This is a genomic window from Micromonospora sp. FIMYZ51 (assembly GCF_038246755.1).
Lineage (GTDB): Bacteria > Actinomycetota > Actinomycetes > Mycobacteriales > Micromonosporaceae > Micromonospora.
Genome location: NZ_CP134706.1, coordinates 6,945,910 through 6,961,046 on the forward strand (window position 1 = coordinate 6,945,910; position 15,137 = coordinate 6,961,046).

Annotated in this window: 18 protein-coding genes; 14 read left to right on the forward strand and 4 right to left on the reverse strand. The window is 72.3% G+C overall.

Features of this window, described 5'->3' with window-relative positions; genetic code table 11:
• Positions 1–173: 173 nt before the first annotated feature.
• From QQG74_RS31130 to QQG74_RS31155, 6 genes are all read left to right on the forward strand, one after another.
• Positions 174–1,112, forward strand: coding sequence for an LCP family protein (locus tag QQG74_RS31130; RefSeq protein WP_341721464.1), 939 nt, complete (start codon positions 174–176; stop codon positions 1,110–1,112).
• Between the two features lie 31 nt (positions 1,113–1,143).
• Positions 1,144–1,479, forward strand: a complete 336-nt coding sequence (locus tag QQG74_RS31135; RefSeq protein WP_341718173.1) for a rhodanese-like domain-containing protein — start codon at positions 1,144–1,146, stop codon at positions 1,477–1,479.
• A gap of 6 nt (positions 1,480–1,485) precedes the next feature.
• Positions 1,486–2,277, forward strand: a complete 792-nt coding sequence (locus QQG74_RS31140) for a glycerophosphodiester phosphodiesterase family protein (RefSeq protein ID WP_341718174.1) — start codon at positions 1,486–1,488, stop codon at positions 2,275–2,277.
• A gap of 49 nt (positions 2,278–2,326) precedes the next feature.
• Positions 2,327–3,784: an ATP-binding protein gene (locus tag QQG74_RS31145; RefSeq protein ID WP_341718175.1), complete on the forward strand. Its 1,458-nt coding sequence runs from the start codon at positions 2,327–2,329 to the stop codon at positions 3,782–3,784.
• 67 nt (positions 3,785–3,851) lie between these two features.
• The gene (locus QQG74_RS31150; RefSeq protein ID WP_341721465.1) at positions 3,852–4,265 is read left to right on the forward strand and encodes an ATP-binding protein; all 414 of its coding nucleotides are present in this window, start codon (positions 3,852–3,854) and stop codon (positions 4,263–4,265) included.
• A 175-nt stretch (positions 4,266–4,440) separates the two neighbouring features.
• The gene (locus QQG74_RS31155; protein ID WP_341718176.1) at positions 4,441–5,325 is read left to right on the forward strand and encodes a DUF5926 family protein; all 885 of its coding nucleotides are present in this window, start codon (positions 4,441–4,443) and stop codon (positions 5,323–5,325) included.
• Between the two features lie 62 nt (positions 5,326–5,387).
• Here QQG74_RS31155 and QQG74_RS31160 read toward each other — a convergent pair whose 3' ends face one another.
• Positions 5,388–6,587, reverse strand: a complete 1,200-nt coding sequence (locus QQG74_RS31160) for an arginine deiminase (RefSeq protein WP_341718177.1) — start codon at positions 6,585–6,587, stop codon at positions 5,388–5,390.
• Positions 6,588–6,751: 164 nt separating this feature from the next.
• Here QQG74_RS31160 and QQG74_RS31165 point away from each other — a divergent pair, with 164 nt between their 5' ends.
• The 4 genes from QQG74_RS31165 (at position 6,752) to pheA (ending at position 9,846) form a co-directional block, all read left to right on the forward strand.
• Entirely contained in the window at positions 6,752–7,492 is a 741-nt protein-coding gene (locus tag QQG74_RS31165) for a hypothetical protein (RefSeq protein WP_341718178.1), read from the forward strand.
• 164 nt (positions 7,493–7,656) lie between these two features.
• Positions 7,657–8,115, forward strand: a complete 459-nt coding sequence (locus QQG74_RS31170; protein WP_341718179.1) for a hypothetical protein — start codon at positions 7,657–7,659, stop codon at positions 8,113–8,115.
• Positions 8,116–8,302: 187 nt separating this feature from the next.
• Positions 8,303–8,851, forward strand: a complete 549-nt coding sequence (locus QQG74_RS31175) for a hypothetical protein (RefSeq protein WP_341721466.1) — start codon at positions 8,303–8,305, stop codon at positions 8,849–8,851.
• A gap of 38 nt (positions 8,852–8,889) precedes the next feature.
• Positions 8,890–9,846 (forward strand): prephenate dehydratase, encoded by a 957-nt coding sequence (pheA, locus tag QQG74_RS31180; protein WP_341718180.1) that lies wholly within the window; start codon positions 8,890–8,892, stop codon positions 9,844–9,846.
• Between the two features lie 70 nt (positions 9,847–9,916).
• Here pheA and QQG74_RS31185 read toward each other — a convergent pair whose 3' ends face one another.
• Entirely contained in the window at positions 9,917–10,261 is a 345-nt protein-coding gene (locus tag QQG74_RS31185; RefSeq protein ID WP_341721467.1) for a metallopeptidase family protein, read from the reverse strand.
• Positions 10,262–10,383: 122 nt separating this feature from the next.
• Complete coding sequence (locus QQG74_RS31190; protein WP_119663789.1) at positions 10,384–10,815, reverse strand: OsmC family protein; 432 nt, start codon at positions 10,813–10,815, stop codon at positions 10,384–10,386.
• Between the two features lie 169 nt (positions 10,816–10,984).
• Between QQG74_RS31190 and QQG74_RS31195 the strand changes: the two genes are divergently transcribed.
• The 3 genes from QQG74_RS31195 to QQG74_RS31205 all read left to right on the forward strand — a co-directional run bounded on the left by QQG74_RS31195 (position 10,985) and on the right by QQG74_RS31205 (position 13,514).
• Positions 10,985–11,716, forward strand: coding sequence for a hypothetical protein (locus QQG74_RS31195; RefSeq protein ID WP_341718181.1), 732 nt, complete (start codon positions 10,985–10,987; stop codon positions 11,714–11,716).
• A gap of 161 nt (positions 11,717–11,877) precedes the next feature.
• Positions 11,878–12,699, forward strand: coding sequence for an HAD family hydrolase (locus QQG74_RS31200; RefSeq protein WP_341718182.1), 822 nt, complete (start codon positions 11,878–11,880; stop codon positions 12,697–12,699).
• Positions 12,699–13,514 (forward strand): HAD family hydrolase, encoded by an 816-nt coding sequence (locus QQG74_RS31205; RefSeq protein ID WP_341718183.1) that lies wholly within the window; start codon positions 12,699–12,701, stop codon positions 13,512–13,514. The genes QQG74_RS31200 and QQG74_RS31205 overlap by 1 nt, the downstream gene beginning before the upstream one ends.
• 55 nt (positions 13,515–13,569) lie before the next feature.
• Here QQG74_RS31205 and QQG74_RS31210 read toward each other — a convergent pair whose 3' ends face one another.
• Positions 13,570–14,172 (reverse strand): bacterial proteasome activator family protein, encoded by a 603-nt coding sequence (locus QQG74_RS31210; RefSeq protein WP_341718184.1) that lies wholly within the window; start codon positions 14,170–14,172, stop codon positions 13,570–13,572.
• A gap of 91 nt (positions 14,173–14,263) precedes the next feature.
• Between QQG74_RS31210 and QQG74_RS31215 the strand changes: the two genes are divergently transcribed.
• Positions 14,264–15,061 carry an alpha/beta hydrolase gene (locus tag QQG74_RS31215; RefSeq protein ID WP_341718185.1) on the forward strand — a complete coding sequence of 266 codons (798 nt, stop codon included), beginning with the start codon at positions 14,264–14,266 and terminating at the stop codon, positions 15,059–15,061.
• Positions 15,062–15,137: the final 76 nt, after the last annotated feature.

Below are 15,137 nucleotides of genomic sequence, written 5' to 3' on the forward strand. Positions count from 1 at the left end.
ACCTCCATCACTGCGGGTAGTCCTTTCGTAGCCTGACATGAGCGGGATTCATGTCAGGACCACGGGGGGACGTCACGGCCAGGACGGCGCAGCACGGCACAGGGCGGACACCGGGCAATGGCCCGCGTCGCCCCCGCTGGCCCCGCCTACTGCTCGGTGCGGGGTTGGCCGTGGTGCTGCTGGCCACCCTCGCCGTGGTCGGCCTGCGGGTACTCGCCGACCGGTACGAGCGCACGATCACCCACGAGGAACTGCTTGACGAGTCCGCCCGCGCCGACCGCACCGACCTGGACGGCCCGCTCAACTACCTGCTCGTGGGCTCGGACCGCCGGCCGGGCGACGCCGGGCCGCAGCAACGCACCGACACCATCCTGATCGTGCACGTCCCGACCGGGATGCGCACCGGTTACCTGATCTCCGTGCCGCGCGACCTGCTGGTCACCATCCCGCCCGGTGCCGGCTACCCGGGCGGGGAAGACAAGATCAATACGGCGTACGAGTACGGCGGGAGCGGCCAGGCCGGGGCGCAACTGCTCTCGGCCACCCTGGCCCGGCTCACCGGGATCCGCTTCGACGGTGCCGCCCTGGTCGACTTCGCCGGCCTGCGCAGCGTGATCGACCTGCTCGGCGGGGTCAGGATGTGCGTACGCACCGAGGTGCACTCGATCCACACCGACCGGGTGTTCCACCCCGGCTGTCAGCAGATGGACGGCGCACAGGCGCTGGACTACGTACGCCAACGCTACGACCTGCCCGGCGGTGACTACGACCGGCAGACCCACCAGCAGCAGCTGCTGGGCGCCATGCTGGCCCGGGCGGGCGAGACCCGGCTGCGTACCGATCCCGTCCAACTGCACCGGCTCATCCAGGCGGTCGGCCACTCCCTGACCATGGACACCAACGGGGTGCCGGTGGAGGATCTGCTGTTCGCCCTGCACGGCCTCTCCGCCGAGACGCTGCACGGCGTACAGGTGCCGTCGTACCCGCAGACCATCGGTCAGGTGTCGTACGTCGTACTCGACGGCGGCGGTCAGGGGCTGTTCGAGGCGGTTCGGGGCACCCGGATGCCCGAGTGGGCCGGTGCCCATCCACGCTGGGTCACCCGCCTCTGACCGCCGGCCGATACCGTTAGGCTTGGTACCCGTGTTCGGACCTCAGATTCCCACCGTTACCGTGCCCGAGATCGGCGACGACACGTACCTGCTCGACGTCCGGGAGGACGACGAGTGGGCCGCCGGTCACGCCCCGAGCGCCCACCACCTGCCGATGATGGAGCTGCCGGCCCGGCTCGCCGAGGTGCCGACCGACCGCGACGTCGCCGTCATCTGCCGCTCCGGCGGACGATCGGCACAGGTGGTCGCGTACCTGATGCGCAACGGGTGGGAGCAGGTACGCAACGTCGAGGGCGGAATGGGCGAGTGGGCAGCCGCCGGGCGGCCGGTGATCGGCGCGGACGGGCAGCCGGGCCAGGTCCGGTAGGCGCAGATGGGTGCACCCCTCGTCTTCGCGCACCGTGGCGCGTCGTACGACCTACCGGAGCACACCCTCGCCGCCTACCTGCGCGCCCTCGACGAGGGGGCGGACGGGCTGGAGTGCGACGTCCGGCTGACCCGCGACGGGCACCTGGTCTGCGTACACGACCGCCGGTTGGACCGGACCAGCAACGGCCGGGGGCTGGTCAGCGCGCGTACCCTCGCCGAGCTGGAACAGCTCGATTTCGGCTCCTGGCACCCCGGCTGCGTGCCGCCCGACGGTGACGAGGTGCTCGACGACTCGCACACCCGGCTGCTCACCCTCGAACGGCTGCTGGAGGCGGTCCTCGCCGCCGGCCGGCCGGTCCGGCTGTTGATCGAGACCAAACACCCCTCCCGCTACCGCGGCAACGTCGAGCGCCGGCTGGTCGCGCTGCTGCGCCGGTACGGCCTCGCCGAGCCGCGCCCCGACGATCCGGTACGAGTCTCGGTGATGTCCTTCTCCCCGCTGGCCGTACGCCGGATCCGGGCCCTGGCTCCCGCGCTGCCCACGGTGCTGCTGCTGGAGCTGCTGCCCCGCTGGCCGCACCTGGGTCGGCTGCCCTTCGGTGCCGGCATCGCCGGTCCGGGCATCGGGCTGGTCCGGGCCCGCCCCACGCTGGTGCCGGCGCTGCGGGCGGCCGGTCACCAGGTCTACGTCTGGACCGTGAACGAGCCGGCCGATCTCGATCTGGTGCTGACCGCCGGGGTGGACGGCGTGATCACCGACCGTCCGGCGCAGATGCTCGCCCGGTTACCTCGGTGAGCCACTCGGGGGTGCCCAACCACGCGAGCGGCGGTGCACACTCGGGGACATGCCGGACCGCACCGACTACCCCGCGCTCATCGCCGGACACACCGTCATCATCGAGATGATCAACTCAGGCGACGCGGGCCTGCCGGTCCTGAACCAGTTACTCCAGGTGGCCCAGCCGGCGGTCGGTGCCGCAGGCATGGCGTTCGTCGAGTTCGCGCCCAGCGGCGGCCGGGTGATCGCCGCCACCGGCGCCGCCGAGTGGACCATGGGCCGGCCGTTGCCGGCCACCGACCCGGTCACCATCTGCCTGCTCACCGGCCCCCGCGTGCAGTGCGTACGGACCGACCGGTTCGACAACCAGCTCGCCGTCGAGCTGGCCGAACGTGGTCTGCACCGGATGGTGGTCTGCCGTGCGGAGATCGCCGGGCACACCGTCGGCAGCCTGCACGCCCTCTATCCGGCCGGGGCCGACGAGCCCAGCGCCGAGCAGCACGGGGTGGTCGGCTACCTCAGCTCGTGCATCGCCCACATGTACGGCGATCAGAGCGGCCTGCCGGTGCACGGCGACGGTCCGGTGGTGGCGGCGCTCGCCGACGGGCTGGCCGTCGTCGACCGGGACGCCTACGTCCGGCTCTGGAATCCGGCCGCCGCCCAGGTGACCGGTCGGTCCTCCGCCGACGCCCTCAACCAGCCGCTGCCGTTCCCGCTGCCGCCGTCCGGGCAGGTCCTCGACCATCAGCTACCGGACGGGCGCTGGCTGCGGATCACCTCCGGCGAGCTGCCCGGCCCGGGCACCCTGCGGGTGGTCACCTTCCGGGACATCAGCGACCAGCAACGCCACGACGACGAGCGGGACCTCTTCGTGGCGGTCACCAGCCACGAGCTCCGGACCCCGGTGACGGTCATCAAGGGGTACGCGGACACTCTCACCGACCATTGGGAGTCGCTGAGCGAGACCGACCGGCGGCAGGCGGCCCGGGTGATCGGGCAGCGCGCGAACGAGCTGGCCCGGCTGCTCGACCGGCTGCTCTCCTCCGCCGCCGAGGCATGGCCTGGTGACGGGCCGCCGGCACCGTTCGACCTCGCCGAGACGCTCCGGATCGCGGTCGCCGACCTGCCTGCGGACCTGCGCCGCCGGGCCACCCTTCAGCTACCGCGTGACCTGCCCCGCGCGGTGGGGCACCGGCAGAACCTGGGCACCGTGCTCACCGAGCTGGTCACCAACGCCGCCAAGTACTCACCGCCCGGGTCGACGATCGAGATCAGTGCGGGCGCGGACGCCCGTACCGTCTGCTTCCGGGTCAGCGACCGGGGCATCGGCGTACGCCCGGAGCACGTCGAACGGGCCTTCGACCGGTTCTGGCAGGGCGACTCCGGCGACCGGCGGCGCTATCCCGGCACCGGTCTCGGCCTCTATCTCGTCCGCCGGATCGTTGAACAGCAGAATGGGTGGGTATTCCTCCGACCGAGAACAGGTGGCGGTACGGTCGCAGAGGTGCGGCTGCCCCGCAGGTGAACCGGCGGGAGCACAGCCCGGAAGAGGGGCGGAAGTGTCGACGGGAGCGGTCGAACGAGCGTGGTGCGTGGTGGTGCCGCACCACGCCACAGGAGCCCGGTTGGCCCGGCACCGGCTCGCCGCCGAGCTGGCCGAGGTGGTGTCCCCGACGGTGCTTGCCGATCTGGTGGCGGTCCTGGCCGAACTGGTGGGCAACGCCGTCCGGCACGCCGATCCACTGCCCGGCGGCGTGGTCCGGGTGGCCTGGCGGCTACGCACCACGCCCGACGGGGCACAACTGCGGCTGCGGGTGACCGACGGGGGTGCCGCGGCCGGCCCCCGGATGCGGCCGGCGGACCCGGACGCGGCCGACGGCCGTGGTCTGCACATCGTCTCCGGCCTGGCGAGCCGGTGGGGGGTGGAACGCGACGGTCTCGGCCAGAGTGTCTGGGCCGACTTCGATCCCGTCCCCGACCGGTCGGGCCTGGTAGCCGCCGGCTGACCGAGCCTGGTGACCCCGACCCGGCCGGACCCGGTCGTCGCCGGCTGACCGGACCTGGTGACCCGACCGACCGGGCCTGTTCGTCGCCGGCTGGCCGGGGCGAGCGGGCCGCTGAGCGGCTCCGCAGGTGGGTCGTGACCCCACCGGGTCGTGCCGGCCTCTAGGCTGTGTCGCCGTGAGCAAGCGTCGAAGGAACCAGCGGTCGGCCGCGCCGAGCGGAAAGCGGGAGCGGGTACGGGACGTCTTCGTCCCCCGCCCCTTCGAGGGGCTCGCCGACGAGCCGGAGTGGATCGCCCTGCGGGAGCTGGTCCCCGCCGCCTCCGCGCCACTGCGGCTCACGCCGACGCTTGTCGAGGAGTACGGCGACCGGCCGGTCACCCTGGCCACCGTGCTGCCGATGGCCGCGCCCGCGATGAGCCGGACGGACGGGCACGTCTTCGTCGGGCTCCAGCGACACCTCCAGTCCGGCGATGTCTCCCGGGACCTGGCCGAGTCGCTGCTCTGCGCGCTGCGGGCCGAACCGGGTGCCCCGGTCTCAGTGCCGCCGCTGCCCGGCCCCGGCCCTCGGCTCCAGGACATCCTGATCGACGGCCCGCTGGAGATCACCCTGCACGAGGGCTTCGACTTCTGGCTCGCCCCGGAGGCCGCCAACGACCCGACCGTGCAGGCGTCCCTGGAGCGGGCCAACGCGGCGATCTACCCCACCGTACGGCTGGCTGCCGCTCGCGCCGCGTACTGGTGCAAGGTGCCGGAGAAGGCACACGTCCGTTGGGTGCTGCCCGAGGCCGAGGAGCCTGCCCTGGATGCGCTGGCCCGGCTGGGCGCGGCCGGTTCGCTGAGCCTCGGCGAGGGGACCAGGTTCGCCGGCATGTTCCGGGCGCACGGACGGCTGGTGCCGGTCTGGGATCTGCCCGAGGAGGTGCCGGCGGCCGACTGGGAGGGCCCGGTGGCCGACTTCGCGAAGCGCTACGCGGACGCGCTGACCGACGCCGGTCCGCTGGACGCCGCCGCCCGGCGGTCCCGGCAGGGCCTGCTCGGCCGCCAGCTAACCCTGCGCTGAGTCTCCACCGGTGTTAAAAAGGGGCCCTTCCTATGCCGTAGGCGTTAGGAAGGGGCCCTTCCTTACTCCCGGAGCAGGGGGCAGGACATGCAGCGGGGGCCGCCTCGGCCCGAGCCGAGTTCGGAGCTGGCGATCGGGATGACCTCGATGCCGGCCCGTTCCAGCTGCGCGTTGGTCTCGACGTTGCGTTCGTAGCCGACGCAGAGCCGGGGCGCCAGCGCCAGGGTGTTGTTGCCGTCGTCCCACTGCTCGCGCTCGGCGGTGACCGGGTCCAGGCCGGTGTCGATCACCTGGAGCCGGTCCAGGTCCATCGCGTCGGCGGCGGCCCGCAGGAAGGGTGCCGGGCCGTCCACCCGGGGGGCGTCGTCGTCCGTGCCGGCGATCACGGTGTACGCCGACAGCGTGCTCGCCACGTTCGGGTACATCAGCACCGCGTCCACGTCGACCATCGTGCAGACGGTGTCCAGGTGCATGGTCGCCCGTTCCTGGGCGATCGGGACCACGAGGATGGTGTGTGCCAGACCGGCCGCGAAGACCTGGCGGGCCAGCCGCTCGGCGCCGGCCGGGGTGGTCCGCTCGCCGACCCCGACGGCCAGTACCCCGGGAGCCAGCAGCAGCACGTCGCCGCCCTCCAACGGCTCCAGCGTCGGCCGGTAGACGAACTCGGTACCGGCGAAGCGCGGATGGTGCCGGTAGATCGCATCGGTGATCGTGCTCTCCCGCCGCCGGGCCGGCATGGCCAGGCTGGTCACGCCCACCCGGTCACCGATCCAGATGGATGAATCCCGGGTGAACAGCAGGTTCGGCAGCGGGTCGATGACGAAGTCATGCCGGTCCATCAGGGTGTAGACCAGGCCACCGCGCCGGTCCGGGCCGGGCCGCAGTTCTTCGTGGGCCAGGCCGGCGACCAGGACTCCGGCGAGCGCGGCCGGATCGAGGTACGACAGGTGCGCGGCGACCCGGGCGCGTAGGGTGTCGCCGAGCCGGGGCGAGCTGAGCACCTGCTCAGTCAGGTCGGTTCGGGCGTCCGGCACGGCCAACGTCTCGGTGAGCAGGTCGGTCAGGTATAGCACCTCGACACCACGCTGCCGCAGCGCGGCGGCGAAGGCGTCGTGCTCCTCCTGTGCGCGCCCCACCCAGGGGATGGCGTCGAACAGCAGGGAGTCGTTGTTGCGCGGGGTGAGCCGAGCGAGTTCCGGCCCCGGGCGGTGCAACAGGACGGTGCCGAGCCGACCGACCTCGTTGTCGACGTGATGGGTCACTCTTGGCAGCGTAGGGCAGGGTTTGGCGGTATCCGGCAAAAAGACTGTGGATGAATATGGCATTCATCCGTACTCATTCCGGCGCTCCGGCTTGCCGACCACCCGGACCGTCAACGTAGGGTAGTGAGTAAGTAACTTCGAGGGACCTTTTGCCGGAGGTCGCGATGACTGTCTTCTCCGCTCGTCGAGCCGTACCGTCCGCCCGGGCACTGCCGCCCGTGGCGGTACCGCATCCCCGGGTGGAGGCGCCAGGGGTGACCGCGGCCCCTCGTCCGTCCCCGTTGGAGTGGGCTCGCCGGCGCCGGGCCGAGCGAGGCGCCCGGCGGCTGGAGGCGGCCGGTGCCCGCGCGCTCGGCCAACTCGACCATCTCGGACCGGCCTGGCATGTCATCGACTGGCCCCGCACCGACGCCGCCGACGCCCTGCTCGACGACAGCGAGGACAACCGGGCCGGGTTCCTCGCCATCGGACCGAGCGGGCTCTTCGCCGTCACCATCGCCGACCATGGTCGGGCCCGCGTGCTGGTCGCCGGCGACGTGGTCCAGATCAACGGCAAGCGACCGCCGTACGTGACCGAGGCCCGGCGCGACGCCCGGCGGGCCAGCAAGGCACTCACCGCCGCGGTCGGCCATCCGATCCCGGTGACGCCGGTGCTCACCTTCGTCGGCTCCGGCGTGATCAGCGTCTACGGCCTGCCCAAGGACTGCCTCATGGCGACGCACCGGGAACTCGACCGGCTGCTCGTCGCGGGCGGCAACCGGATCAGCCCGGCCACCGCCGAGAAGCTCTCCCGGGTGGCGCAGCACCCCGGCACCTGGATGAACGGCACGTACTCACCGGCGGCGGACTACCGGTGGTACGAGGACGGCCGAATGGCCGCTGACAAGCGGGCCACCCACCGGTAACGTCTGCGGCGACGCCACGCGACCGGGCCGGCCCAGCATCTGCTGGCCCGCGCCGTCGCCAACTCGGCACCGATCAACACCGACGGCCCGGTACCAGGCACGGTCGTCGATCGCCGCGACGACCGGCTAGCGTGGACGTACCGTCGGTGTACATAGGAGGCGCGGTGGCCCACGTCGAACTCTCGCTCTCGGAAGTGTTCGCGCCCGCGACGAGGACACCGACAGAGCCGGAGTGCGACAACATCGGCCGCTGGTCAGCGACGGTCTCCAAGGCCGACGAGCCCTGCCTGCTGATCGATGCCGAGACCCGGGTGTTGGCCGTCTCCGCCGCCGGCTGCGAGCTGCTCTGTCTGGGCGCGCCGGAGGATCTGGTCGGGCTGCCACTGCTCGACGGCGGCCTGCGGCTACTCGACTTCACCGCCAACCGCAATGAGCTGACCGAGCCCGAGCTCGACAAGATTCCACCGCTGCTCGCGCTCTCCTCCGGTCGGCTGGCCCGGGGCCTGCTGCGGATCGAGGCGGCTGCGGAGGGCGGATCCGACGCGACCGTCGACGCCATCTCCACGCCGGTACTCGCCGACGGCGCGGTCGCCGGCACGCTTACCTTCTTCTCGGAGGTCTGATCGCCTCAGCGCCGGCGCAGGCAGGCGAGAATCCGGCAGGGATGCCCTAGCATGGGCTCGGCCATCCACGACTGCTCTCCGCTGCCCTGAGGACCGCCACGTGCCGCCGATGACCGCCCGCCGTGCCGCTGGCCGCCCGTCGTACGGTTCCGGCCGGCGTCACCGCTGGCTTCCCGCCGCGCTGGTGATGACCGCGCTGCTGCTGGCCGGCTGTGGCGAACCTCCGGAACTGCGGGAGAGCGGCAGTGGCCTACCGACCCGGGCGGCCACCCCGAGCGGGCCCGATCCGACGCCGTCGACGCCGCCGCCCACCGCTGGGGCACCGGTCACGATCACGCCCAGCCCGACCGCCGATCCGGGCCTGGTGGCGGTGGCCTGCCCGAACGAACCGACCCAGCAGCGCATCGTCGACCTGGTCCGCGGTCGCGGCGGCCTGCTGCCCCGGGACGCGCGGGTGCGCGTACGGACCGGCCCGCTCTGCGCCGCCGGCTGGCAGTTCACCGCCCTTGAGGTGACCGGGTACGAGCCGCTCCAGGTGGTCACCCGCGACCAGGCCGGGAAACTGCGCCTGGTGACCGCCGGCACCGACGTCTGCTCGGTCGAGGTACGGGTCACCAGCCCACCCGGGATCCGCACGCTTGCCTGCGGCGAGGAGGCCCCCGGCGGGGTGCCGCCGGCCGCGCCGCCGAGCGGGCTGCCCACCGCGACGCCAAGCACCACCGCGTCGGCGCGATAGACGTCCTCGGCCATTGCCGGATGCGTAGGCTGGGCGCCATGCCAGGAACGCCGCCACCACGTTTCGTCTACCTCGGGCCCGAGGGCACCTTCGCCGACCAGGCGCTGCGCACCGTGCCCGCCGCCGAGCACGGCATCCGCACGCCGGCCCGCAGCGTCGGCGAGGCCCTGGAGGCGGTTCGCGCGGGGGACGCCGACGCCGCACTGGTGCCGTTGGAAAACTCGATCGGCGGCGCGGTCGGGGTGACCCTGGACGAGTTGGCCGAGGGGGAGCCGCTGGTGATCACCCGCGAGGTGATCCTGCCGGTGGAGTTCGTCCTTGGCGCGCGTACGGGCACGCTCCTGCCGGCTGTACGCTCCGTCGCCGCCCATCCCCAGGCGTCCACCCAGTGCCGTGGCTGGCTACGTACGCACCTGCCGGACGCGGTCGTGATCGACGTGCTCTCCAACGGCGCGGCGGCGGCCGGCGCGGCCACCGGCGAGTACGACGCGGCGATCTGCGCTCCGATCGGCGCGACCCGGCACCGGCTCACCGTGCTGGCCGACAAGATCGCCGACCATCCCGACGCGGTGACCCGGTTCGCGCTGCTCTCCCGGCCGGCGCCCGCACCGCCGCCCACCGGCGACGACGTCACGTCGCTCGCGGTGTACATCGCGCACGACCGGGTGGGTGCGCTGTTGTCGGTGCTGATGGAACTGGCCGTCCGTGGGGTCAACCTGAGCCGGATCGAGTCCCGGCCCACCGGCGAGGCGCTCGGGCGGTACGTCTTCTTCCTCGACTGCACCGGTCACGTGGCCGACGCCCGGCTCGGTGAGGCGTTGCAGGGGTTGCGCCGGGTCTGCGCCGACCTGCGCTTCCTCGGCTCGTACCCCCGGCACCGGTGGAATCCGACGATGGCCGAGCGCCCGGTCTCCGCCCCCGCTGGCCTCTCCGACGCCGACTACGCGGACGCCGCCGCCTGGCTCGCCCGGCTGCGCGCCGGTGAGCTGACCTAGCAGCACCTTCGCTCCCCGAGGTGCGGTGCCTGCTCGCCCGCCAGGCGGATCGTTGCCGAAAGCGGCGGGCTCAGCCCCAGCCGAGTTCGTGCAGGCGCTCGTCGTCGATGCCGAAGTGGTGGGCGATCTCGTGCACCACGGTCACCGCCACCTCGTCGATGACGTCCTCGTCGGTGTCGCAGATGCGCAGGATCGGGTTGCGGTAGATCAGGATGCGGTCCGGCAGGACACCGGCGTAGTCCCAGCCCCGGTCGGTCAACGCGTGCCCCTCGTAGAGGCCGAGCAGATCCTCGCCGGGAGGCGGATCGTCCTCCACCAGGATCACCACGTTGCTCATCAGCGCCAGCAGTTCCTCCGGAACCTCGTCCAGCGCCTCTCCCACCAACTCCTCGAACCGCTCACGCTCCATCTCCACCGCCACGAACACCATTCTCCCCCACCCTCGCGCGCCGATCTTGCACTACCGGTCGGGACATATGGTCACCAATGCCGCGTTACGGCGACCAAGAGTGCAAGATCGGCGCGGATGAGGTCGGGTCAGGAGGTCAGGCGGGTGGTCAGGGTGATTTCGGCGGCAGGGGAGAGCAGGCGGGAGATCGGGCAGTTCTGCTTGGCTGTCTCGGCCAGCTTGGCGAACTCCGCCTCGTCGATGCCGGGCACCTCACCGACGGTGTCCAACTCGATCCGGGTCACGGTGAAGCCGGCGTCGGTCTTGTCCAGGTGCACCTTCGCGGTGGTCTCCACCGAGGTCGGCGTCGCGCCAGCGTCGGCGAGCGCCTTGGAGAAGGCCATCGAGAAGCAGCCGGCGTGCGCGGCGCCGATCAACTCCTCGGGGTTGGTGCCCTCGCCCTCCTCGAAGCGGGACTTGAAGGAGTAGTTCCCCTGCAACCCCCCCTTGCCGGTGCGGATGGTGCCGGACCCCTCGGGAAGGTTGCCCTGCCAGCGTGCGGAAGCGGTACGGATAGGCATGCACCCGACGCTAGTGCACCGAGCGCCGCCCGGCGACCGACCGGCGCGGCTTGCCCGTCCGCGTTCCCGGGTGGGACGCGCGGATTGTGGAATCATTCGATGCGGACGGCGTACCGGCGGCATGCGGCGCGGGCGGGGTGCCCGGTGCCATGTCACGAGAGGTTGAGTGATGACCCACGACCTCCCCATCCCCCGTCAGGACGACCGACCAGAGGGCACCAGCGTGGTCGAGTGGGGCACGCAGGACGACGATTCGCCGGCCACCGGACGACTCGGCCGGGCCTTCGCCGGACTCGGCAGCGATCACCGGTTGCCACTGTTGCTGGCCGGGCTCGGTGCCGTGGCCGCCCTGCTCTCGCTGATCGGCGAATGGGTGACCATCACCCTCCCCTCCGGCGAGGGCGAGGGGGTCACGCCGGTCGAGATGGCCAGCGGCGTGACCGAGATCGGCGGGCTGGGGGTCGGCTACGTGGTGGGCATCCTCCTGCTCGGCTCCGTGGTCGCGCTCGCGCTGCGCGGCACCACCGCGGTACGGGTCAACGCGCGGGTGGGCGGCCTGGCCCTGGCCACAGGTCTGCTCGCGGTGCTGGCGGCGACTGCGGTCACGTTCGACGAGAACCGGCAGATTCCGTTCTACTCCGCCGAGGACGGCTTCAAGATCGAGCACGGCCGAGGGCTGGTGATGGCCTTCGGCGCCGTGCTGCTCTTCGCCGCCGCACTCGCCCGGGCCGTCCCGCGGTCGGCCGACGCATCCGCCGAGCCGGCCAAGCAGCCGCGTCGGACCAGGTCGCGGCAGGACGACGCAGAGCCGGACGACGACCGTCCACCGGTCGACCTCACCGTCACGCCGACCGTTCCCTTCGCCCGGGAGGCACCCCCGCCCCGAGGTCTGCTGGGCTGATCGCCTGGTCACTTGGGCGCCGCCGTCCGTTGGCACCCGATTCGCCGGGAAGTCATGGTTGCGGCCGGATCCGCGAGGTACGGTTGCTGCCCGCCGTCACGCCGGGTCGCCTACCGGGGACCGTACGGCTGGCCGCGACGGCGGCGGGCGAAGGAGGAACCATGACCCGCCCTGGCCTGCCCAAGCTGATCGCCACCGACCTTGACGGCACGCTCGTCCGCAGCGACGACACTGTCTCGGCGTACACCCATGAGGTTCTCGACCGGGTCCGCGCCGCCGGCATCCCGGTGGTCGGCGCCACCGGTCGCGGTCCCCGGCTGACCGAGCTGACCCGCAACGACATCCGTGCCGCGGACTTCCTGGTGATGGCCGGCGGTGGCCAGGTGGTCGACCAGAGCGATCCGGCCGGCCCGGTGGTGCTCCGCGACGAGCGTCTCTCCAGCGAGGTGCTGGCCACCCTGCTGGCCGAACTGGAGGTGGCGGTAGGCCCGCTCACCGTGATGGTCGAGGCGTCCGACGAGCACGATGCCCCGCTCTGGGGTGATTACCATCCGGCCTGGCCCTACCAGGACCGGTTCGAGGTACGCAGCCGGGCCGAGTGCCTCGCCGGTGACGTGATCAAGGCGTTCGCCCGGACCGCCGACCATCACGTCGACGAGTTGCTGGCGGTCGCCCGGGAAATCGTGCCGCCGCACCTCGCCACGCTCACCCAGGCCGGGTTGGGGTTCATCGAGATCTGCCCGCCCGGCGCGGACAAGGCGACCGGCTTGACCGTGGTGGCGCAGCGCCTCGGTGTGGACCCGGCCGAGGTGCTGGTCTTCGGGGACATGCCCAACGACCTGCCGATGTTCGAGTGGGCCGGGTGGAGTCGGGTGGCGGTCGCGAACGCCCATCCGACGCTGCGGGCCGCCGCCGACGAGATCACCTTGCGCAACGACGACGACGGCGTGGCGCTCTACCTCGACCGGCTACTGTCCAGGTGATGGAGGCAACGCCACGCCTGATCGCCAGTGACATCGACGGCACCCTGCTCCGCGACGACCGTACGCTCAGCGCCCACACCGCAGCCGTGCTGGCCCGGATCTCCGCCGGGGGCACGCCTGTGGTGCTGGTCACCGGCCGCCCGATCCGCTGGCTCCGACTCGTGTACGACCAGCTCGCCGAGCCGCTGCCCGCGGTCTGTGCCAACGGTGCAGTGGTCTACGACCCGGTCAACGACGAGGTGCTGCGGGCCGACCCGCTCGCCCCCGAGTTGCTCGCCGAGGTGGCCCGCCGGCTGCGGGCCGAGGTGCCCGGGGTGAGCCTGGCGGTGGAGATCGTCGACGGTCGGCAGATGCGCCACGAGGCGCACTACCCGCTGCGCTGGGACGCCGACGAAGCCGCGATCCGGGTGGTCGAGCACCCCGACGAACTGCATTCGCTGCCGGCGGTGAAGCTGCTGGCCCGGGCCGAGGCACACCCGGACCCGGACCGGTTCACCCAGTTGGTCGCCGAGGCCCTCACCGGATTGGCCGAGGCCACCCACTCCTCGCGCTCCGGCCTGGTGGAGATCTCCGCGGTCGGCGTGACCAAGGCGGCCGGGCTGGCCTGGTACTGCCACCGGATCGGGGTCGAGGCGGCCGACGTGCTGGCCTTCGGCGACATGCCGAACGACGTACCGATGCTGACCTGGGCCGGGCGGGCGGTGGCGGTGGCCAACGCACACCCCGCCGTGCGGGCCGTCGCCGACGACGTCACCTCGGCGAACTCCACCGACGGGGTCGCGACGTACCTGGAGAAGGTTTTCGGGGTGGACTGAGGGCACGGGCGAGCCGACCGCGCGGCCCGCCCGATGGCGGGCCGCGCGGTCACGGTCAGAGGTACTGGCCGGTGCTGTGACCCTCGCCACCGGGCTGCCCCAGGCCGGGCATTCCCGGCAGCACCGCCCCGGCCGGCCCGCTGGGCAGCGCCTGCCGACCGGAACGCATCTGCTCCAGTTGCACCCGGGCCGCCATCTGCTGCGCGACGAGGGCGGCCTGGATGCCGTGGAACAGCCCCTCCAACCAGCCGACGAGCTGGGCGTGGGCGATCCGCAGCTCACCTTCGCTCGGCGCCTGGTCCTCGGTGAACGGCAGGGAGAGCCGTTCGAGTTCCTCGCGCAGCTCGGGAGCCAACCCTTCCTTCAGCTCGACGATCGAGCGCTGGTGGATCTCGCGCATCCGGTGCCGGCTGGCGTCGTCCAGGGGGGCGGCCTTGACCTCCTCCAGCAGTTGCTTGATCATGCTGCCGATCCGCATGACCTTGGCCGGTTGCTCGACCAGGCGGGACGGATCCTCCCCCGGTCCGTCGTCGGTCTGTACCGTGCCGACCGGTCGGCCGTCCGGCCCGACCACCACCACCGTGCCGGGGTGCCCGGTGCCGTCCCGGCCAGGCTCGTCGTTCTGTCCAGCGGAGCGTCCTTCGGTCATGCCCTCCATCTTTACCCAGCCGGGTTGCCCAATGCCCGCCGGCCCGAGCGGGAGGGGACCCCTTTTCCTGGTCCGTGGTGATTCACGCTACCGTCGGCCGATGCCGCTCGACCCGCGCGCCGTGCTGACCCGGCCGGCCCCCGATCCGGAGCTGACCGTCGCCTACGGCGAGCATCCCGATCAGATCGCCGACCTGCGGCAGCCGGCCGGCGACGGCCCGCCCCGGCCCCTGTTGATCGTGGTGCACGGTGGATTCTGGCGGGCGGAGTACGACCGGCGGCACACCGGCCCGCTGGCCGCTGCGCTGGCGGCCCTCGGGTACCCGGTCGCCCAGCTGGAATATCGCCGGACCGGGCAGCCCGGTGGCGGCTGGCCGGGAACGCTCACCGACGTGCTGGCCGGGGTGTCCGCGCTGCCACGGCTGGCCGCCGCCGCCCTGCCCGGCCGGGTCGCACCGGGGCGGGCGATCCTGGTCGGGCACTCGGCCGGTGGACACCTCGCGCTGTACGCGGCGGCGCGCACACCGGACGCCGTCGGCGGCGTACTCGCCCTCGCTCCGGTGGCCGACCTGGCCGAGGCGTACCGGCTCGACCTGGACACCGGTGCGGTGGCCGCCCTGCTGGGCGGCGGTCCGGCCGAGGTGCCCGAGCGGTACGCGGACGCCGATCCCGGCGCGCTGACCTCACTCCCACCACGGACCGTAGTGATTCACGGCACTCTGGATCGACAGGTTCCGGTGGAGCTGAGCCGCGCGTACGTGGCCGCAGCCCGGGCAGCGGGTGCCGATATGCACCTTGTCGAGCTGCCGGAATGCGAACATTACGGGCTCATCGACCCGGAGTCGCCGGCCTGGCCCAAGGTAACCAGCACGTTGCGGTCGTTTTCGGAAGATCAATAGCCATTGACGCAGCGTCGTCGAGCGGGTAGAACGCCGAGGGGGCGGACGGCCGCTCCGGCAAGGTAATTGAAGGGAA

What these genes read in the sequence shown, in the direction of transcription:
- QQG74_RS31165 (WP_341718178.1), top strand. Translation starts at nt 6,752, where the DNA reads ATGACTGTCTTCTCCGCTCGTCGAGCCGTACCGTCCGCCCGGGCACTG.
- QQG74_RS31215 (WP_341718185.1), top strand. Translation starts at nt 14,264, where the DNA reads ATGCCGCTCGACCCGCGCGCCGTGCTGACCCGGCCGGCCCCCGATCCG.
- QQG74_RS31195 (WP_341718181.1), top strand. Translation starts at nt 10,985, where the DNA reads ATGACCCACGACCTCCCCATCCCCCGTCAGGACGACCGACCAGAGGGC.
- QQG74_RS31190 (WP_119663789.1), bottom strand. Translation starts at nt 10,815, where the DNA reads ATGCCTATCCGTACCGCTTCCGCACGCTGGCAGGGCAACCTTCCCGAG.
- QQG74_RS31175 (WP_341721466.1), top strand. Translation starts at nt 8,303, where the DNA reads ATGACCGCGCTGCTGCTGGCCGGCTGTGGCGAACCTCCGGAACTGCGG.
- QQG74_RS31200 (WP_341718182.1), top strand. Translation starts at nt 11,878, where the DNA reads ATGACCCGCCCTGGCCTGCCCAAGCTGATCGCCACCGACCTTGACGGC.
- QQG74_RS31140 (WP_341718174.1), top strand. Translation starts at nt 1,486, where the DNA reads ATGGGTGCACCCCTCGTCTTCGCGCACCGTGGCGCGTCGTACGACCTA.
- QQG74_RS31205 (WP_341718183.1), top strand. Translation starts at nt 12,699, where the DNA reads ATGGAGGCAACGCCACGCCTGATCGCCAGTGACATCGACGGCACCCTG.
- pheA (WP_341718180.1), top strand. Translation starts at nt 8,890, where the DNA reads ATGCCAGGAACGCCGCCACCACGTTTCGTCTACCTCGGGCCCGAGGGC.
- QQG74_RS31210 (WP_341718184.1), bottom strand. Translation starts at nt 14,172, where the DNA reads ATGGAGGGCATGACCGAAGGACGCTCCGCTGGACAGAACGACGAGCCT.
- QQG74_RS31145 (WP_341718175.1), top strand. Translation starts at nt 2,327, where the DNA reads ATGCCGGACCGCACCGACTACCCCGCGCTCATCGCCGGACACACCGTC.